17 protein-coding genes and 2 pseudogenes are annotated in these 13,676 nt (G+C 60.3%); 11 read left to right on the top strand and 8 right to left on the bottom strand.

Annotated elements, in window-relative coordinates:
- Positions 1-10: 10 nt before the first annotated feature.
- The 3 genes from AWU82_RS15000 to AWU82_RS14990 are packed head-to-tail and all read right to left on the bottom strand — an operon-like array spanning position 11 to position 2,336.
- Positions 11-829 carry a segregation and condensation protein A gene (locus AWU82_RS15000; RefSeq protein WP_007958362.1) on the bottom strand — a complete coding sequence of 273 codons (819 nt, stop codon included), beginning with the start codon at positions 827-829 and terminating at the stop codon, positions 11-13.
- Positions 830-1,459: an L-threonylcarbamoyladenylate synthase gene (locus AWU82_RS14995; RefSeq protein ID WP_139831628.1), complete on the bottom strand. Its 630-nt coding sequence runs from the start codon at positions 1,457-1,459 to the stop codon at positions 830-832. It lies immediately after the preceding gene.
- Positions 1,460-1,472: 13 nt separating this feature from the next.
- Positions 1,473-2,336: a PHP domain-containing protein gene (locus tag AWU82_RS14990; RefSeq protein ID WP_064378590.1), complete on the bottom strand. Its 864-nt coding sequence runs from the start codon at positions 2,334-2,336 to the stop codon at positions 1,473-1,475.
- A gap of 87 nt (positions 2,337-2,423) precedes the next feature.
- Between AWU82_RS14990 and AWU82_RS14985 the strand changes: the two genes are divergently transcribed.
- The 6 genes from AWU82_RS14985 (at position 2,424) to AWU82_RS14960 (ending at position 6,534) form a co-directional block, all read left to right on the top strand.
- On the top strand, positions 2,424-3,020 hold the full coding sequence (locus tag AWU82_RS14985; RefSeq protein WP_011333003.1) for a septation protein A: 597 nt from the start codon (positions 2,424-2,426) through the stop codon (positions 3,018-3,020).
- 1 nt (position 3,021) lies between these two features.
- Positions 3,022-3,321: a YciI family protein gene (locus tag AWU82_RS14980; RefSeq protein WP_064378589.1), complete on the top strand. Its 300-nt coding sequence runs from the start codon at positions 3,022-3,024 to the stop codon at positions 3,319-3,321.
- Positions 3,322-3,444: 123 nt separating this feature from the next.
- A complete protein-coding gene (locus AWU82_RS14975) occupies positions 3,445-3,855 on the top strand; it encodes an SH3 domain-containing protein (protein ID WP_011333001.1) in 411 nt (136 codons plus the stop codon).
- Positions 3,856-3,862: 7 nt separating this feature from the next.
- Complete coding sequence (locus tag AWU82_RS14970) at positions 3,863-4,540, top strand: response regulator transcription factor (protein ID WP_007958370.1); 678 nt, start codon at positions 3,863-3,865, stop codon at positions 4,538-4,540.
- A gap of 136 nt (positions 4,541-4,676) precedes the next feature.
- On the top strand, positions 4,677-5,126 hold the full coding sequence (locus tag AWU82_RS14965) for a Spy/CpxP family protein refolding chaperone (protein ID WP_064378588.1): 450 nt from the start codon (positions 4,677-4,679) through the stop codon (positions 5,124-5,126).
- Between the two features lie 67 nt (positions 5,127-5,193).
- Positions 5,194-6,534 (top strand): sensor histidine kinase, encoded by a 1,341-nt coding sequence (locus tag AWU82_RS14960; RefSeq protein WP_064378587.1) that lies wholly within the window; start codon positions 5,194-5,196, stop codon positions 6,532-6,534.
- Between the two features lie 5 nt (positions 6,535-6,539).
- On the opposite strand, the gene AWU82_RS14955 is transcribed toward AWU82_RS14960, so the two are convergent.
- Positions 6,540-7,106 carry a nitroreductase family protein gene (locus AWU82_RS14955; RefSeq protein ID WP_064378586.1) on the bottom strand — a complete coding sequence of 189 codons (567 nt, stop codon included), beginning with the start codon at positions 7,104-7,106 and terminating at the stop codon, positions 6,540-6,542.
- A gap of 121 nt (positions 7,107-7,227) precedes the next feature.
- On the opposite strand from AWU82_RS14955, the gene AWU82_RS14950 reads away from it, so the two are divergent.
- Positions 7,228-8,682 carry a TrkH family potassium uptake protein gene (locus AWU82_RS14950; RefSeq protein WP_064378585.1) on the top strand — a complete coding sequence of 485 codons (1,455 nt, stop codon included), beginning with the start codon at positions 7,228-7,230 and terminating at the stop codon, positions 8,680-8,682.
- Here the strand turns inward: AWU82_RS14950 and AWU82_RS14945 are convergent.
- On the bottom strand, positions 8,639-9,700 hold the full coding sequence (locus tag AWU82_RS14945; RefSeq protein ID WP_199913007.1) for an AraC family transcriptional regulator: 1,062 nt from the start codon (positions 9,698-9,700) through the stop codon (positions 8,639-8,641). The two genes, AWU82_RS14950 and AWU82_RS14945, sit on opposite strands and share 44 nt — an antisense overlap.
- A gap of 167 nt (positions 9,701-9,867) precedes the next feature.
- Here AWU82_RS14945 and AWU82_RS14940 point away from each other — a divergent pair, with 167 nt between their 5' ends.
- Together AWU82_RS14940 and AWU82_RS14935 are read left to right on the top strand one after the other, a co-directional pair.
- Complete coding sequence (locus tag AWU82_RS14940; protein WP_041475173.1) at positions 9,868-10,179, top strand: Mpo1-like protein; 312 nt, start codon at positions 9,868-9,870, stop codon at positions 10,177-10,179.
- A 23-nt stretch (positions 10,180-10,202) separates the two neighbouring features.
- Entirely contained in the window at positions 10,203-10,793 is a 591-nt protein-coding gene (locus AWU82_RS14935) for an HD domain-containing protein (protein WP_064378583.1), read from the top strand.
- 98 nt (positions 10,794-10,891) lie between these two features.
- On the opposite strand, the pseudogene AWU82_RS29215 reads toward AWU82_RS14935, so the two are convergent.
- Both AWU82_RS29215 and AWU82_RS14930 read right to left on the bottom strand, forming a co-directional pair.
- Positions 10,892-11,065, bottom strand: a pseudogene (locus AWU82_RS29215) (IS110 family transposase); the annotation flags it as partial.
- Between the two features lie 48 nt (positions 11,066-11,113).
- Positions 11,114-11,365, bottom strand: coding sequence for an RNA polymerase factor sigma-54 (locus AWU82_RS14930; RefSeq protein WP_237140340.1), 252 nt, complete (start codon positions 11,363-11,365; stop codon positions 11,114-11,116).
- 41 nt (positions 11,366-11,406) lie between these two features.
- Here AWU82_RS14930 and AWU82_RS14925 point away from each other — a divergent pair.
- Both AWU82_RS14925 and AWU82_RS14920 read left to right on the top strand, forming a co-directional pair.
- Positions 11,407-11,556, top strand: a pseudogene (locus AWU82_RS14925) (ABC transporter permease subunit); the annotation flags it as partial.
- Positions 11,557-11,742: 186 nt separating this feature from the next.
- Positions 11,743-12,729, top strand: a complete 987-nt coding sequence (locus AWU82_RS14920; protein WP_223290637.1) for a tetratricopeptide repeat protein — start codon at positions 11,743-11,745, stop codon at positions 12,727-12,729.
- Between the two features lie 209 nt (positions 12,730-12,938).
- Here AWU82_RS14920 and AWU82_RS14915 read toward each other — a convergent pair whose 3' ends face one another.
- Positions 12,939-13,661 carry a tellurite resistance TerB family protein gene (locus AWU82_RS14915; RefSeq protein ID WP_064382396.1) on the bottom strand — a complete coding sequence of 241 codons (723 nt, stop codon included), beginning with the start codon at positions 13,659-13,661 and terminating at the stop codon, positions 12,939-12,941.
- Positions 13,662-13,676 lie beyond the last annotated feature (15 nt).

Below are 13,676 nucleotides of genomic sequence, written 5' to 3'. Positions count from 1 at the left end.
TCGGGACTCGTTATTCGGCTCGGGCTCGCACGTGGATCGCGGCGAACGGCTCATTCTGCACCAGCTCGATCAGGGATTCCTTGACCAGTTCAAGGATCGCCATGAAGGTCACCACCACCCCGAGCTTGCCCTCCTCGGCGGTGAACAGCTCGACGAACGGCACAAACCCGCCGCCCTTGAGCCGTTCCAGCACATCGCTCATGCGCTCGCGGGTGGACAGCGCCTCGCGGCTGACCTGATGGCTTTCGAACATGTCGCCGCGGCGCAGCACCTCGGCCATGGACATCAGGATTTCCTCCAGCGCCACGTCCGGCAACAGCTTGCGCGCACGGGCTTCCGGGGCGTCGAGCTTGGGCACGATCACATCGCGACCGACCCGACTCAGGCCATCGATGCCTTCGGCGGCAGCCTTGAACCGTTCGTACTCCTGCAGACGGCGGATCAGTTCGGCGCGCGGGTCGTCCTCTTCGTCCTCGACGGTTTCGGCCCGGGGCAGCAGCATCCGCGACTTGATCTCGGCCAGCATCGCGGCCATCACCAGGTACTCGGCGGCCAGTTCCAGGCGCACCGACTGCATCAGCTCGACATAGCCCATGTACTGGCGGGTGATTTCCGCCACCGGGATGTCGAGGATGTTGATGTTCTGTTTGCGGATCAGGTACAGCAGCAGGTCGAGGGGGCCTTCGAAGGCTTCGAGGAAGACTTCCAATGCATCCGGCGGGATGTACAGGTCCAGCGGCATTTCCGTGACGGCCTGGCCATAGACCATGGCAAACGGCAGTTCCTGCTGGGCACCGGCCTGGGGATCAACGGTTTCCACTGCGGACATTCAGGCCTCGGCCATGAATGGAGCCGGGTCGCCGCAACCGACGCGGATCACTTCCGGATCATCGCCGGTCAGGTCGATCACGGTGGAGGCCTTGATGCCGCCGGAACCGCCGTCGATGATCAGATCCACCTGATGCTCGAGCAACTGGCGCATTTCGTATGGATCGCTCAACGGGTCTTCATCACCCGGCATGATCAGAGTCACGCTCATCAGCGGCTCGCCCAGTTCGGCCAGCAGCGCCAGCGCGATGGGATGGCTCGGCACCCGCAGACCGATGGTGCGTTTCTTCGGATGCAGCAGCAGGCGCGGCACTTCGCGGGTGGCGTTGAGAATGAAGGTGTACGGCCCCGGCAGGTGGGCTTTGAGGATTCGAAAGGTCCCGGTATCGATCTTGGCGTAGTTGCCCAGTTGCGAAAGATCGCTGCAGATCAGCGCGAAGTTGTGCTTTTCGTCGAGTTGACGCAGGCGACGAACGCGCTCGATGGCGCTCTTGTCACCGATCTGGCAACCGATTGCGTAGGAAGAGTCGGTGGGATAGACCACAACTCCGCCCTTGCGGATGATCTCGACGGCCTGTTTGATCAGGCGCGCTTGCGGGTTTTCCGGATGAATCTGGAAAAATTGACTCACATTCTCTACCTGTTCAGACGGCGGCAATAACTGGGTCATGTTTGAACCGACACCACAGGGGTGGAAGGTCCTCCGGCACCGGCCGGTACTGGCCGATCTCGGACCAGCCACCAGGGCCATGGAAATCACTGCCGGCGCTGACCAGCAGACCGAACTCACGGGCAAGGATTGCCAGGCTGCCCACCTGTTCCGCAGGCTGATGACCATTGACCACTTCGATCGCCTGCCCGCCCGCTTGAATATAGTCGGCAATCAGCTTTCGGCGCTTGCTGCGGGTGAAATCGTAGTGCCACGGATGCGCCAGGCTGACCCAGGCGCCGGCGGCGCGCAGCGTACCGACGGTGTCTTCAAGGGTCGGCCAGTGCAGCTTGACGTCCCCCAGCTTGCCGGCGCCGAGCCATTTGCGAAACGCCTCGGCGCGATCCTTTACAAAACCTTCACGCACCATCCAGTCGGCGAAATGCGGACGGGCCGGGGCGTTGCCGCTGTCGCCCAGTTCCTGCTGGATCTGCCGCGCGCCGTCGAGCGCATTCGGCATGCCCTTGAGGGCGAGCTTGCGGCTTATTTCCTCAGACCGCAGCCAACGGCCATCGTGCAACTTCGCAATCGCCTCGACCAACGGTGCGGCATTGACGTCGAAACCGTAGCCGAGCACGTGAATGGTCGCCCCGCCCCAGGTGCAGGACAATTCGACGCCGTTGACCAGTTGCATGCCCAGCGCCTCGGCGGCCGTACGCGCTTCGGCGAGGCCTTCGAGGGTGTCGTGATCGGTCAGGGCCAGGACTCGCACGCCGTTCTCGAACGCACGCGCAACCAGTGCCGCAGGCGCCAGGGCGCCATCGGAGGCCGTGCTGTGGCAGTGCAAATCAACATTCACGGGGATGTGTTACCTCAAATCAGCTGGCGCTATCGCGCGCCCATATGTTTGTTATTATGCCGCCACATCCAGCTTCTGGCTCTCACTGTGAAACAATTCATCGATTTCATCCCGCTTCTGCTGTTCTTCATCGTCTACAAACTCGATCCACGTACCGTCGACGTTGCCGGCCATGAACTGACGGTAGGCGGCATTTACAGTGCCACCGCCATGCTGATCATCAGCTCGCTGGTGGTGTACGGCGCGCTCTTCATCAAGCAGCGCAAGCTGGAGAAGAGCCAGTGGCTGACCCTGATTGCCTGCCTGGTGTTCGGCAGCCTGACACTGGCCTTTCACAGCGAAACCTTCCTGAAATGGAAAGCCCCGGTGGTCAACTGGCTGTTCGCCCTGGCCTTCATCGGCAGCCATTTCATCGGTGACCGCCTGCTGATCAAGCGCATCATGGGCCACGCACTGACCCTGCCGGATCCGGTCTGGACCCGACTGAACATCGCCTGGATCGCCTTTTTCCTGTTCTGCGGGGCCGCCAACCTGTTCGTTGCCTTTACCTTCCAGAGCATCTGGGTGGACTTCAAGGTATTCGGCAGCCTGGGCATGACCGTGCTGTTCCTGGTCGGTCAAGGCATCTACCTGTCCCGTCACCTGCACGACGCCGATACCACAACGCCAAAAACCGAGGACTGACATGCTCTACGCCATCATTGCCACCGACGTCGCCAACTCCCTGGACGCCCGCCTCGCTGCGCGCCCGGCACACCTTGAACGCCTGCAGGTGCTCAAGGGCGAAGGCCGCATCGTGCTGGCCGGCCCGCACCCGGCGGTCGACAGCAATGATCCGGGCGCAGCAGGTTTCAGCGGCAGCCTGATCGTTGCCGAATTCGACTCCCTGAGCGCTGCGCAAGCCTGGGCCGATGCCGATCCTTACATCGCCGCCGGCGTCTACGCCAACGTGATCGTCAAGCCGTTCAAGCAAGTCCTGCCGTAACCTCCCCCTCGTAAAAGCCCTCAGCGCGATGAACCTTGTCCGTTCATCGCGCTCTCAATCGCTCATTATTCTCGTTTGCCGGCCGACAACCTGCCCAATATCCATTTGGAAACAGGAGTCGCGATGCGCAAGGGTCCGTTGTGTCTGATGTTGGTCACGTTGTCGATCATGGCGCCCGCCCATGGTGACGAAAGCACCGAGGGCGGCAGCTCCACGCCGCTTTCATTGAGCGCCGGCAGTCAGATCACCGAGTTGCAGCAGCGCCTGAAGGCCAGTGAGCAGCAACGGGAAGAACTGAGCAAACAACTGCAAAATGCCGACAACACCCGCGAAAGCGCCCAGCTCGCCCGGCTGCGCCAGGAGAACCAGCGTCTGAAGCTGCAACTCAAGGAGGCCCAGGCCAGCCCGCTGCCGCGCCTGCTGACCGAACAGCAGCAATGGTTCGTCACCGGGGCCGGGGTAGCGCTATTGGCGCTGCTCTGCGGTATCTTTGCCAGTGGAGCAAGCCGAAAACGTCGGCAATGGCTAAATTGAGTGAGTCATGAGCGAGCTGTTACTGATTGATGATGACCAGGAGTTGTGTGAACTCCTGAGTAGCTGGCTGAGCCAGGAAGGCTTTCAGGTCCGGGCCTGTCACGATGGCCAGAGCGCCCGCAAGGCGCTGGCCGAAACCGCGCCGGCGGCCGTGGTGCTGGACGTGATGCTGCCCGACGGCAGCGGCCTGGAACTGCTCAAGCAACTACGCAGTGATCATGCCGACCTACCGGTGCTGATGCTTTCGGCCCGGGGCGAGCCGCTGGACCGGATTCTCGGCCTGGAACTGGGCGCCGACGATTACCTGGCCAAACCCTGTGATCCGCGCGAACTGACCGCCCGCCTGCGCGCCGTGCTGCGCCGCAGTCATCCGGCCGCCGTGTCGACCCAGCTGGAGCTGGGCGACCTGAGCTTCAGCCCGGTGCGCGGCGTGGTCAGTATCGACGAAAAGGAATTCACCCTCACCGTCTCCGAAAGCCGTCTGCTCGAGGCCCTGCTCAAGCAACCGGGCGAGCCGCTGGACAAACAGGAACTGGCGCAGATCGCCCTCGGCCGCAAGCTGACCCTGTACGACCGCAGCCTGGACATGCACGTCAGCAACCTGCGCAAAAAGATCGGCCCGCACCCCGACGGCCGCCCGCGCATCGTGGCCCTGCGCAGCCGTGGCTACTACTACAGCCTCTGATCGTCTGTCAGTTTTGTCAGGTCGGCGCGAAAACGTGTTTACCCAAGCTTTACACAGCGCTGACCGCCGCTGACCTTGATCTCCGTAATCTGTACTCATCCGGAACGTACCGGGAACGAGACAAAGGAGATTCACCATGCGCAAGACTCTTATCGCTCTGATGTTTGCCGCTGCCCTGCCGACCGTCGCCATGGCCCTGCCACAGGATGGCGGCCCGATGGGTGGCCCGCTGGACGGCCCGCGCCATGGCGGTCAGATGCACGGCATGCACGGCAAAGGCCCGTACAGCCAGCTGGACCTGTCCCGCGAACAGCGCGAGCAGATCCGCAAGATCATGGGCGAGCAGATGCACGAGCGTAAGCAGACGGTCGAAAAATACCTGGAGAAACTCTCGCCAGCCGACCAGAAAGCCATGAAAGACGAGATGGCGGCCAACCACAAGAAGGCCGAGTCCGATGTCCGCGCCGTGTTGAAACCGGATCAACAGAAGAAATTCGACGAGATCCAGAAGAAACAGGCCGAGCGTCGCGCCGAATGGGCCGAGTTCAAAGCCTGGAAAGCGCAACAGCCGCAAAAGGCGCAATAATGTTCTAGCGTCACGCCCCGACCCAACGGCTCACCGCCGTTGGGTTTTCTTTGTTTGAGGATTTTCTGTGCGTTCATTGTTCTGGCGTATCCTCGCCAGCTTCTGGCTGGCCATCGCTCTGGTTGCAGGGCTTTCCATTCTGCTGGGGCACATGCTCAACCAGGACGCCTGGATCCTCAGCCGCCACCCGGGCCTCAACACCCTGGCCGCCGAATGGACGCAGACTTACGAAACCCAGGGCGAAAACGCCGCCCAGGACATCCTCGAACAGCGCAAGCGCCAGTACCACATCGACGTGCAAGTGCTGAATGAAAGCGGCGACCCGGTGGTGCGCGGCACCTTCCCTCGGCGCGCGGCGGCCTTCGAGGCGCGGCAGAACAACGATGACCGACGCCTGCCCTGGCGCCGTCTGACCGACGAATTCACCAGCGAAAAAAGCGGCGACACCTACCTCTTCATCTATCGCATCCCGCACCCGGAACTCGACGCCTGGCACCGCGAAAGCCTGCTCTGGCCATTGAGTGCGCTGGGCATTGCGCTGGTGGTGCTGACCCTGTTCAGCCTGCTGGTGACGTTCTCCATCACCCGCCCGCTCAGCCGTTTGCGCGGCGCGGTGCACGACCTCGGCCAAACCACCTATCAGCAGAACAGCCTGGCGCAACTGGCCAACCGTCGGGATGAGTTCGGCGTGCTCGCCAACGACTTCAACCGCATGGGCGCACGCCTGCAAAGCCTGATCGGCAGTCAGCGCCAGTTGCTGCGCGATGTGTCCCACGAATTGCGTTCACCGCTGGCACGGCTGCGCATTGCCCTGGCTCTGGCCGAGCGTGCAAGCCCGGAAGAACGGGAAAAACTCTGGCCGCGCCTGACCCGCGAGTGTGATCGGCTGGAAGCGTTGATCAGTGAAATTCTGGTGCTGGCGCGGGTCGATGCCGACAACGCCAGCGCCGAAGAGGTGGATCTGAATGCCTTGCTCGCCACCCTGCAAAAGGACGCGCAACTCGGTTCGCCAGAGCAGACCGTGCGTCTGGAGGCCGAGCCGGTGCTCAATCTGACCGGTTGGCCGACCATGATCGAACGCGCCGTGGACAACCTGCTGCGCAATGCCCAGCGGTTCAACCCGGTCGGGCAGTCGATTGAAATGCAGGCGTCACGTCAGGGCGAGCGGATCGTGGTCAGCGTGCGTGACCATGGGCCAGGGGTGCAGGCCGAACATCTGAGCCAGTTGGGCGAACCGTTTTATCGGGCGCCGGGGCAGACCGCCGCCGGGCATGGCCTCGGACTGGCGATTGCCCGGCGGGCGGCGGAGCGGCATGGCGGGACGCTGGTGCTGGCCAATCATCCGCAGGGCGGCTTTGTGGCGAGTCTTGAATTGCCGCTGGAGCCTGGGGCTGTTGTTCAGCCCTGATGGAGTCAGGCTTTACCCGGCCAGGCGCTGACAAACTCCGCCAGATCAACCTTCTCGGCCACCCGCGGTTCTTTCTGCGGTGTGCCGAGGTACAGGAAGGCAATCACCTCTTCGTCATCCGTCAGGCCCAAACCCTTGGCGACATGTTTCGAGTAAGCCAGATCACCCGTACGCCACACCGCACCAATCCCCTGCGCGTAAGCCGCCAGCAGAATCCCGTGAGCTGCACAGCCTGCGGCCAGCAACTGCTCGGCCTTCGGGTATTTGACGTGATCCTGCAACTTGGCGATGACCACGACCACCAGCGGCGCCCGCAGCGGGCCGTTGCGCGCCTTGTCGATCATCGCTTCGGTGACTTCGCCTTCCTGCATTTTTGCAGCTTCGGCCAGCAACTCGCCCATCTGCTCACGCGCCGCACCTTCGACGGTCAGGAAGCGATACGGCTGCAAATGGCCGTGATCCGGTGCGCGGGTCGCGGCGGCGAACAGCACTTCGCGCTGTTCGGCGGTGGGGGCCGGATCGATCAGTCGTGGAACGGAAACACGGTTGAGCAAAGCGTCGAGAGCCTGCATCGGCCACCTCCTGAAAAAAATGTCCGGCTATTCTAGCTGCAAGTGATCCAGACGCGTCGGTTTACATGCCTTGCACCGCAGGTAGAATGGCGCCCTTCCCACATCAACCCGAGCGGACTTCATGGCGTTGCCGACCTTACGGATCATTGGTTTCATCATCGGCATCTTCCTGATCACCCTGGCCATCGCCATGGTCGTGCCCATGGCCACCCTGGTGATTTTCGAGCGCACCGGCGATCTGCCGTCGTTCCTCTGGGCGAGCATGATCACCTTTCTCGCCGGCCTCGCACTGGTGATTCCCGGTCGCCCGGAACACATTCACCTGCGCCCCCGGGACATGTACCTGCTGACCGTCAGTAGCTGGCTGGTGGTGTGCATCTTTGCCGCGCTGCCGTTTTTGCTGACCCAGCACATCAGTTACACCGACTCGTTCTTCGAAAGCATGTCCGGCATCACGGCCACCGGATCGACCGTGCTCAACCACCTGGACGACATGTCCCCCGGCATTCTGATGTGGCGCTCGCTGCTGCACTGGATCGGCGGCATCGGCTTCATCGGCATGGCGGTGGCGATCCTGCCGCTGCTGCGCATCGGTGGCATGCGCCTGTTCCAGACCGAATCCTCGGACCGCTCGGAAAAGGTCATGCCCCGCTCGCACATGGTGGCGCGGCTGATCGTGGCGGCGTACGTCGGCATCACGATTCTCGGCAGCCTGGCGTTCTGGTGGGCCGGGATGAGCCCGTTCGATGCGATCAACCACGCGATGTCGGCGATTTCCACCGGCGGGTTCTCGACCTCCGACCAGTCCCTGGCCAAATGGACGCAACCGGCGGTGCACTGGGTGGCCGTGGTGGTGATGATTCTCGGCAGTCTGCCGTTCACCCTGTACGTGGCGACGCTGCGCGGCAACCGCCGGGCGCTGATCAAGGATCAACAGGTACAGGGTTTGCTCGGCATGTTGCTGGCGACCTGGCTGGTGCTCGGCACTTGGTACTGGTGGACTACCAACCTGCATTGGCTGGACGCGTTGCGCCATGTGGCGCTGAACGTGACGTCAGTGGTCACCACCACCGGATTTGCATTGGGCGACTACAGCCTGTGGGGCAACTTCTCGCTGATGCTGTTCTTCTATCTGGGCTTCGTCGGCGGCTGTTCCGGTTCGACGGCGGGCGGGATCAAGATTTTCCGCTTCCAGGTCGCCTACATCCTGCTCAAGGCCAACCTTAACCAGTTGATTCACCCGCGTGCGGTGATCAAGCAGAAGTACAACGGTCACCGCCTCGATGAGGAAATTGTCCGGTCGATTCTGACGTTCTCGTTCTTCTTCGCCATCACCATCTGCGTGATCGCCCTGCTGCTGTCGCTGTTGGGCGTGGACTGGATGACGGCGTTGACCGGCGCCGCCAGCACCGTGTCCGGCGTCGGCCCGGGCCTGGGCGAGACCATCGGCCCGGCCGGCAACTTCGCCAGCCTGCCGGATGCGGCCAAGTGGATTCTGTCGTTCGGCATGCTGCTCGGCCGACTGGAGATCATTACGGTGTTTGTGCTGTGTATTCCGGCGTTCTGGCGTCACTGATCGCCTTCGGCGCTTCCAGCAACCGCGCCCGGTAATCGCCGGGCGTGGTGTCGAACCAGCGGCGGAAGGCGCGGAAGAAATTGCTCGGGTCGGCAAAGCCCAACAGATAGGCAATCTCCAGCAAGGTCATGCTCGGCTGCGCCAGGTATTGCTCGGCGAGTTCGCGGCGGGTGTCATCAAGCAACTGCTGAAAACTGGTGCCCTCCTCCTGCAAACGTCGTTGCAAGGTGCGCTGCGACAGGTGCAGGGTCTGCGCCACCGTGTCGCGCTTGGGTTCGCCCTGGGGCAGCAGGCGGCACAACACCTGACGCGCCTTGTGTGTCACGCGGCTTTCGGAAAACCGCGCCAGATATTCCCCGGCAAACCGGTCGTGCAGCAGCGCCATCGCCTCATTGGCGGTGGGCAGTGGCGCTTCCATGTCGGCCCGTTCGAAGATCAGCGCGTCATACGGCGCGTTGAACACCAGCGGTGCATGGAAGGCTTGTTTGTAGGGTTCAAGGTCATCCGGCTCATCGCCCTGCACCAGCACTTTGCGCGGGTGCAGCGTGCGCCCGGTCAGCCAGCCGCACAGCGCCAGCGCGCAGGCCAGCGAGGCTTCGGCACTTTGCCGGGTCGGCGGCAGGTGATCGCCATGCACCGTCAGAATCAACGCATAACCTTCATCGAGCAGGCGAAAACTCAGGTCGGCACTTTCGGCGATGATTCGCTGATAACGCACCAGTCGCTGAAAACCTTCCGCCAGCGTATTGCTGGACATCAGTGCATAGCCCGCGACATGGAACGAAGCCGGTCGCACCACCTTGCCCATGTTCAGGCCGATGGCGGGATTGCCGGACAGCTCGACCGCCCGTTGCCACAGTCGGGTCATGGAATCCTGCGGGAAGCGCGCGTCCGGATCCTCCAGCGCCGCGTAGTCGAGCCCCAGCTGTCTGAACAAAACCCGGCAATCCAGGCCGTCCATTTCCAGTGCCTTGACAATCCCCATCGCCCAGCTTGCAGAAGTCGTTCGTTCGCTCATGGCGTTTTTTCTTGGATGACATGGTGAGCCGCATACTACGGCCGATTTCCCAAGGATAGTAAAGTGGCGCCGATTGTCACTGGCCGACGCCAATGATCACTCTAGACTCAAATAAGCTACCCGCCGAACAACTTGCAATCAGAACAATAACCACAGAGATCGCAGTCGTGGAAACCCTCAAGCCTTTCAACAGCTTCGCCGAGTTCTATCCGTATTACCTCAGCGAGCACAGCAACAGCACCTGCCGTCGCCTGCATTTCATCGGCACGACACTGGTGATCTTCATTCTCGCCCTGACCATCGCCAAGGGCGCCTGGCTGCTGTTGCTTGCCTTGCCGCTGGCCGGCTACAGCTTTGCCTGGGTCGGCCATTTCTTTTTCGAGAAAAACCGCCCGGCCACCTTCCAGCACCCGTTCTACAGCCTGCTCGGCGACTTCGTCATGTACCGCGACATGATCCTGGGCCGCGTGCCGTTCTAGAAATTCCGACCAAGAGGACTGCCATGAGTGCCACTGCCCGTTTCACCCACATGAAGGACGGTACACAGGAAGACTGGGCGATCATTGCGGCGGATTTCAGCGCCTACGCCCGCCAATTGTCCGGCCGGATCGTGGCGCACCTGAAACTGCTAGAAGGCGATTTCGGCGGTTTCCCGGTGGATCGCCTGACCCACTCGCTGCAAACCGCGACCCGCGCCTTTCGCGACGGACGCGACGAGGAATACGTGGTCTGCGCGCTGCTCCACGACATCGGCGACACCCTTGGCTCCTACAATCACCCGGACATCGCCGCCGCCATTCTCAAGCCGTTCGTCAGTGCCGAAAACCTGTGGATGGTGGAAAAGCACGGGATCTTCCAGGGCTACTACTTCTTCCATCACCTGGGCATGGATCGGCACCTGCGCGAGCAGTTCAGCGACCACCCGCAGTTTCTGGCGACCGCGGAGTTCTGCGCAAGATACGACGCGGCGGCGTTCGACCCCGAGTACGACACCCTGCCGCTGAGCTTCTTCGAGCCGATGATGGAAAGGCTGTTTGCCCAGCCGAAAAACTCGATCTACAAAGCGGCGATGGAAGAGCACACCCCGGCCTGATGTTGTCTGCACCGGCCTCATCGCTGGCAAGCCAGCTCCCACAGGTTTTTTGGGGTGTACACAAAGGCTACGTACACCTTCGACCACTGTGGGAGATTCTATGTTGCAGGGGAACCCTGCAACCTTAAATTGGGTTGGTATTCGCTCTGATTTTTCATGAGGGCGAATGCCACCCGGCAAAGCTTACGGGCGAGGATGACCAAAGCCTGAGTTCTGGCTAGACCTCTTGCCAGATAGGATTCATAGAACGGTTTCCAAACAGGGGACCTCGTATAACTTCGTATAATGTATGCTATACGAAGTTATTACGTAATCTGTACTCATCCGGCACTGTCGCTATTAAGCTCCACCGTCCAGCGACCGTTATGCTTGCGTACCAGCACATCCGGGATAACGTACTCCGGCTCGCCGGTCTGGATCGATTGACCGGGTCTGGGATCGAGCGACTGAATCAGGTTTACCGCCTCTTTCAGCACCTCTTCTTTCAGTCGGGTAACGCGCATCAACGTGCGGAAATCGTGGTTGGCCAGCAGATCAAGGTGATCGCAGATAATGAGCCGCGCCTTTTCCAGCCCCGGCGTGGATTTGTCGAATGGTGAACGCTGGATGAGCAGACAGCGAGCTGATGCGCCGGCACATTCTGCCCAACGCCATGACCTCCACCCTCACCTACCTGCCGTTCATTCTGACCGGCGCCATTGCCACCCTCACCGCGCTGGATTTTCTCGGCTTCGGCATGCCCGCCGGCACCGCATCGCTGGGGGCGTAATAACTTCGTATAGCATACATTATACGAAGTTATACGAAAGGAATGGGAAAAAACACATCCGCCACTCTCCTATTTCGATCCTATATACGGCTATTAAGACCTAGCAAACACAAGAAAGGCCAGCGCCCCCCCTAAAGCTGGCCATTTTCAAAAAGCAATATACTCCCAACAGAAAAAGAGGTGACAGATTTAACTTTGATTCAGAAAATTCTCGCCATAATTTCATGCTCAATTTTATTTCCCGACTCAGTTTTTGCCAAACTAACTACTGAGCAAGAGGCCGCAAAAGAAAAAGGCATTTTACTTCACCAACAAAGTGACTGGTACGACTCCCAACCGCTACTCAAAATTGCGGCAGAGAGTGGAGATAGTGTTGCACAGTACTATCTAGGAGAAGCCATTCGTCTTAGTAAACGCTACATAACAGAAGACGCAAAGAAATGGTACGAGGCAGCAGCCAGCCAAGGTGACCTTTACGCAATGCTACGTCTAAGCAATACAGATGATCTATGTAAAGAAATGGGTAGCTGTGCCGGGAAAAGTGGTGAAGAGTGGCGAGAGCATGCTTTGAGGATTGCAAAAGAACGTGCCGAAAAAGGTGATTCTGAAGCAATGACTGTTTTATTCACAGCGAAGCAAGGTTTGGAGTGGCTGGAAAGAGCGGCAAACGCTGGTAACGGGTTTGCCCAGAAAGTCCTTGCAGGGGTTTACCAAGACGGTGGCGGATGGTTCCTGACTCCAGGTAGTCGCGAGAAAGCTGTTGAGAAATGGTTTAAAGCCTCAGCCGAGAGTGGTTATGCGCCTGGCATGTATCTTTATGCAAACTTCTTGTATGAACACAACGCAAGTAAAGAAGAAGTTGGATACTGGATTGAGAAGGCTGCTGAGATGGGCCATATCGATGCTGCGGGTGGGTATGCTTTGACGGTAGCCCATCTTCCTGACAGCTACGGTTTTCCATTGGATTTAGTGAAAGCTTACGGAATAACCTACCTTATCTCGAAACTAGAGGGTGGTGGAGTCGCTCCGGAAGATGCTCGCAGAAGCCTCCCAGAAATAGCAGAAAAAATGACTCCAGAAGAAATTAACAAAGGAATTTCTTTCGCAAGAGAGTGGGAAACAGAGCATCCTGCTCTATCTTATTTTTTCCCACCTTACGGCTACTGAAGTATGGGTTACAGATTTATTTGCTCAGCCCCTCCACGGAGCACTGGGCGAAACCCAGTGCCGCACTGGTGAAAGCCAATAAGTTGGTCAAAGCGCCAGGGGCAAGAAAGTCGCGACCTTTATAGAGGCCCGCAAGACCGTAGTGTTGCACTGATGAACATCCGGCGAGCGATGCTCGATCCTCGCCGGGGACTCGTCAAACCTTTTGATTACGCAACCGCCACCCTCACCTGCCTCTCCAGCTCCACCTTCAACCCCGGCTCCAGCTTCAACTGCCGCGCCAGTTCATCCAGATAGCTCTTCTCCATGAAGTTCTCCTCATCCACCATCATCACGCTCGCCACGTACATCTCGGCGGCCATTTCCGGTGTGCTTGCCGCGCGGGCGACGTCGGTGGGGTCGAGGGGTTTGTTGAGTTCGGCGTGGAGCCAGTGTTTGAGCTCCTGATCGTTGTCGAGTTTGGTGAACTCGCCTTCGATCAGTTGGCGTTCGCGGTCGTCGATGTGGCCGTCGGCCTTGGCGGCGGCGACCAGGGCTTTGAGGATCGCCTGGCTGTGTTGTTCGACTTGCGCCGGTGGCAGGCGATCGACGGTTTGCGGTTGGCTTTGTGGGGCAGTGCCTTTTTGGGCGTTCCAGTTGCCGTAGGCTTTGTAGGCGATCACGCCCAGTGCGGCGAGGCCGCCGTAGAGGGCGACTTTACCGCCGACCTTGCGGGCCTTTTTACTGCCCAGCAGCAGGCCCATGGCCCCGGCCGCCAAGGCACCGCCGCCTGCGCCTGACAGCAAGCCGCCGAGTGCGCCGTTACTGGAAGATCCGCCCAGCAAGCCGCCCAAACCACCGGCAGCCGGTTTGTTCTGCGCCCCGCCCGCCTTGTTCTGCAGCAGATCCTGGCCGGACTTGAGGAGTTGATCGAGCAATCCACGGGTGTTCATGTTCCGTCTCCAAGC

This window comes from Pseudomonas glycinae (genome assembly GCF_001594225.2).
Taxonomy (GTDB): Bacteria; Pseudomonadota; Gammaproteobacteria; order Pseudomonadales; family Pseudomonadaceae; genus Aquipseudomonas; species Aquipseudomonas glycinae.
This window is presented reverse-complemented; position numbering and strand designations above follow the sequence as displayed.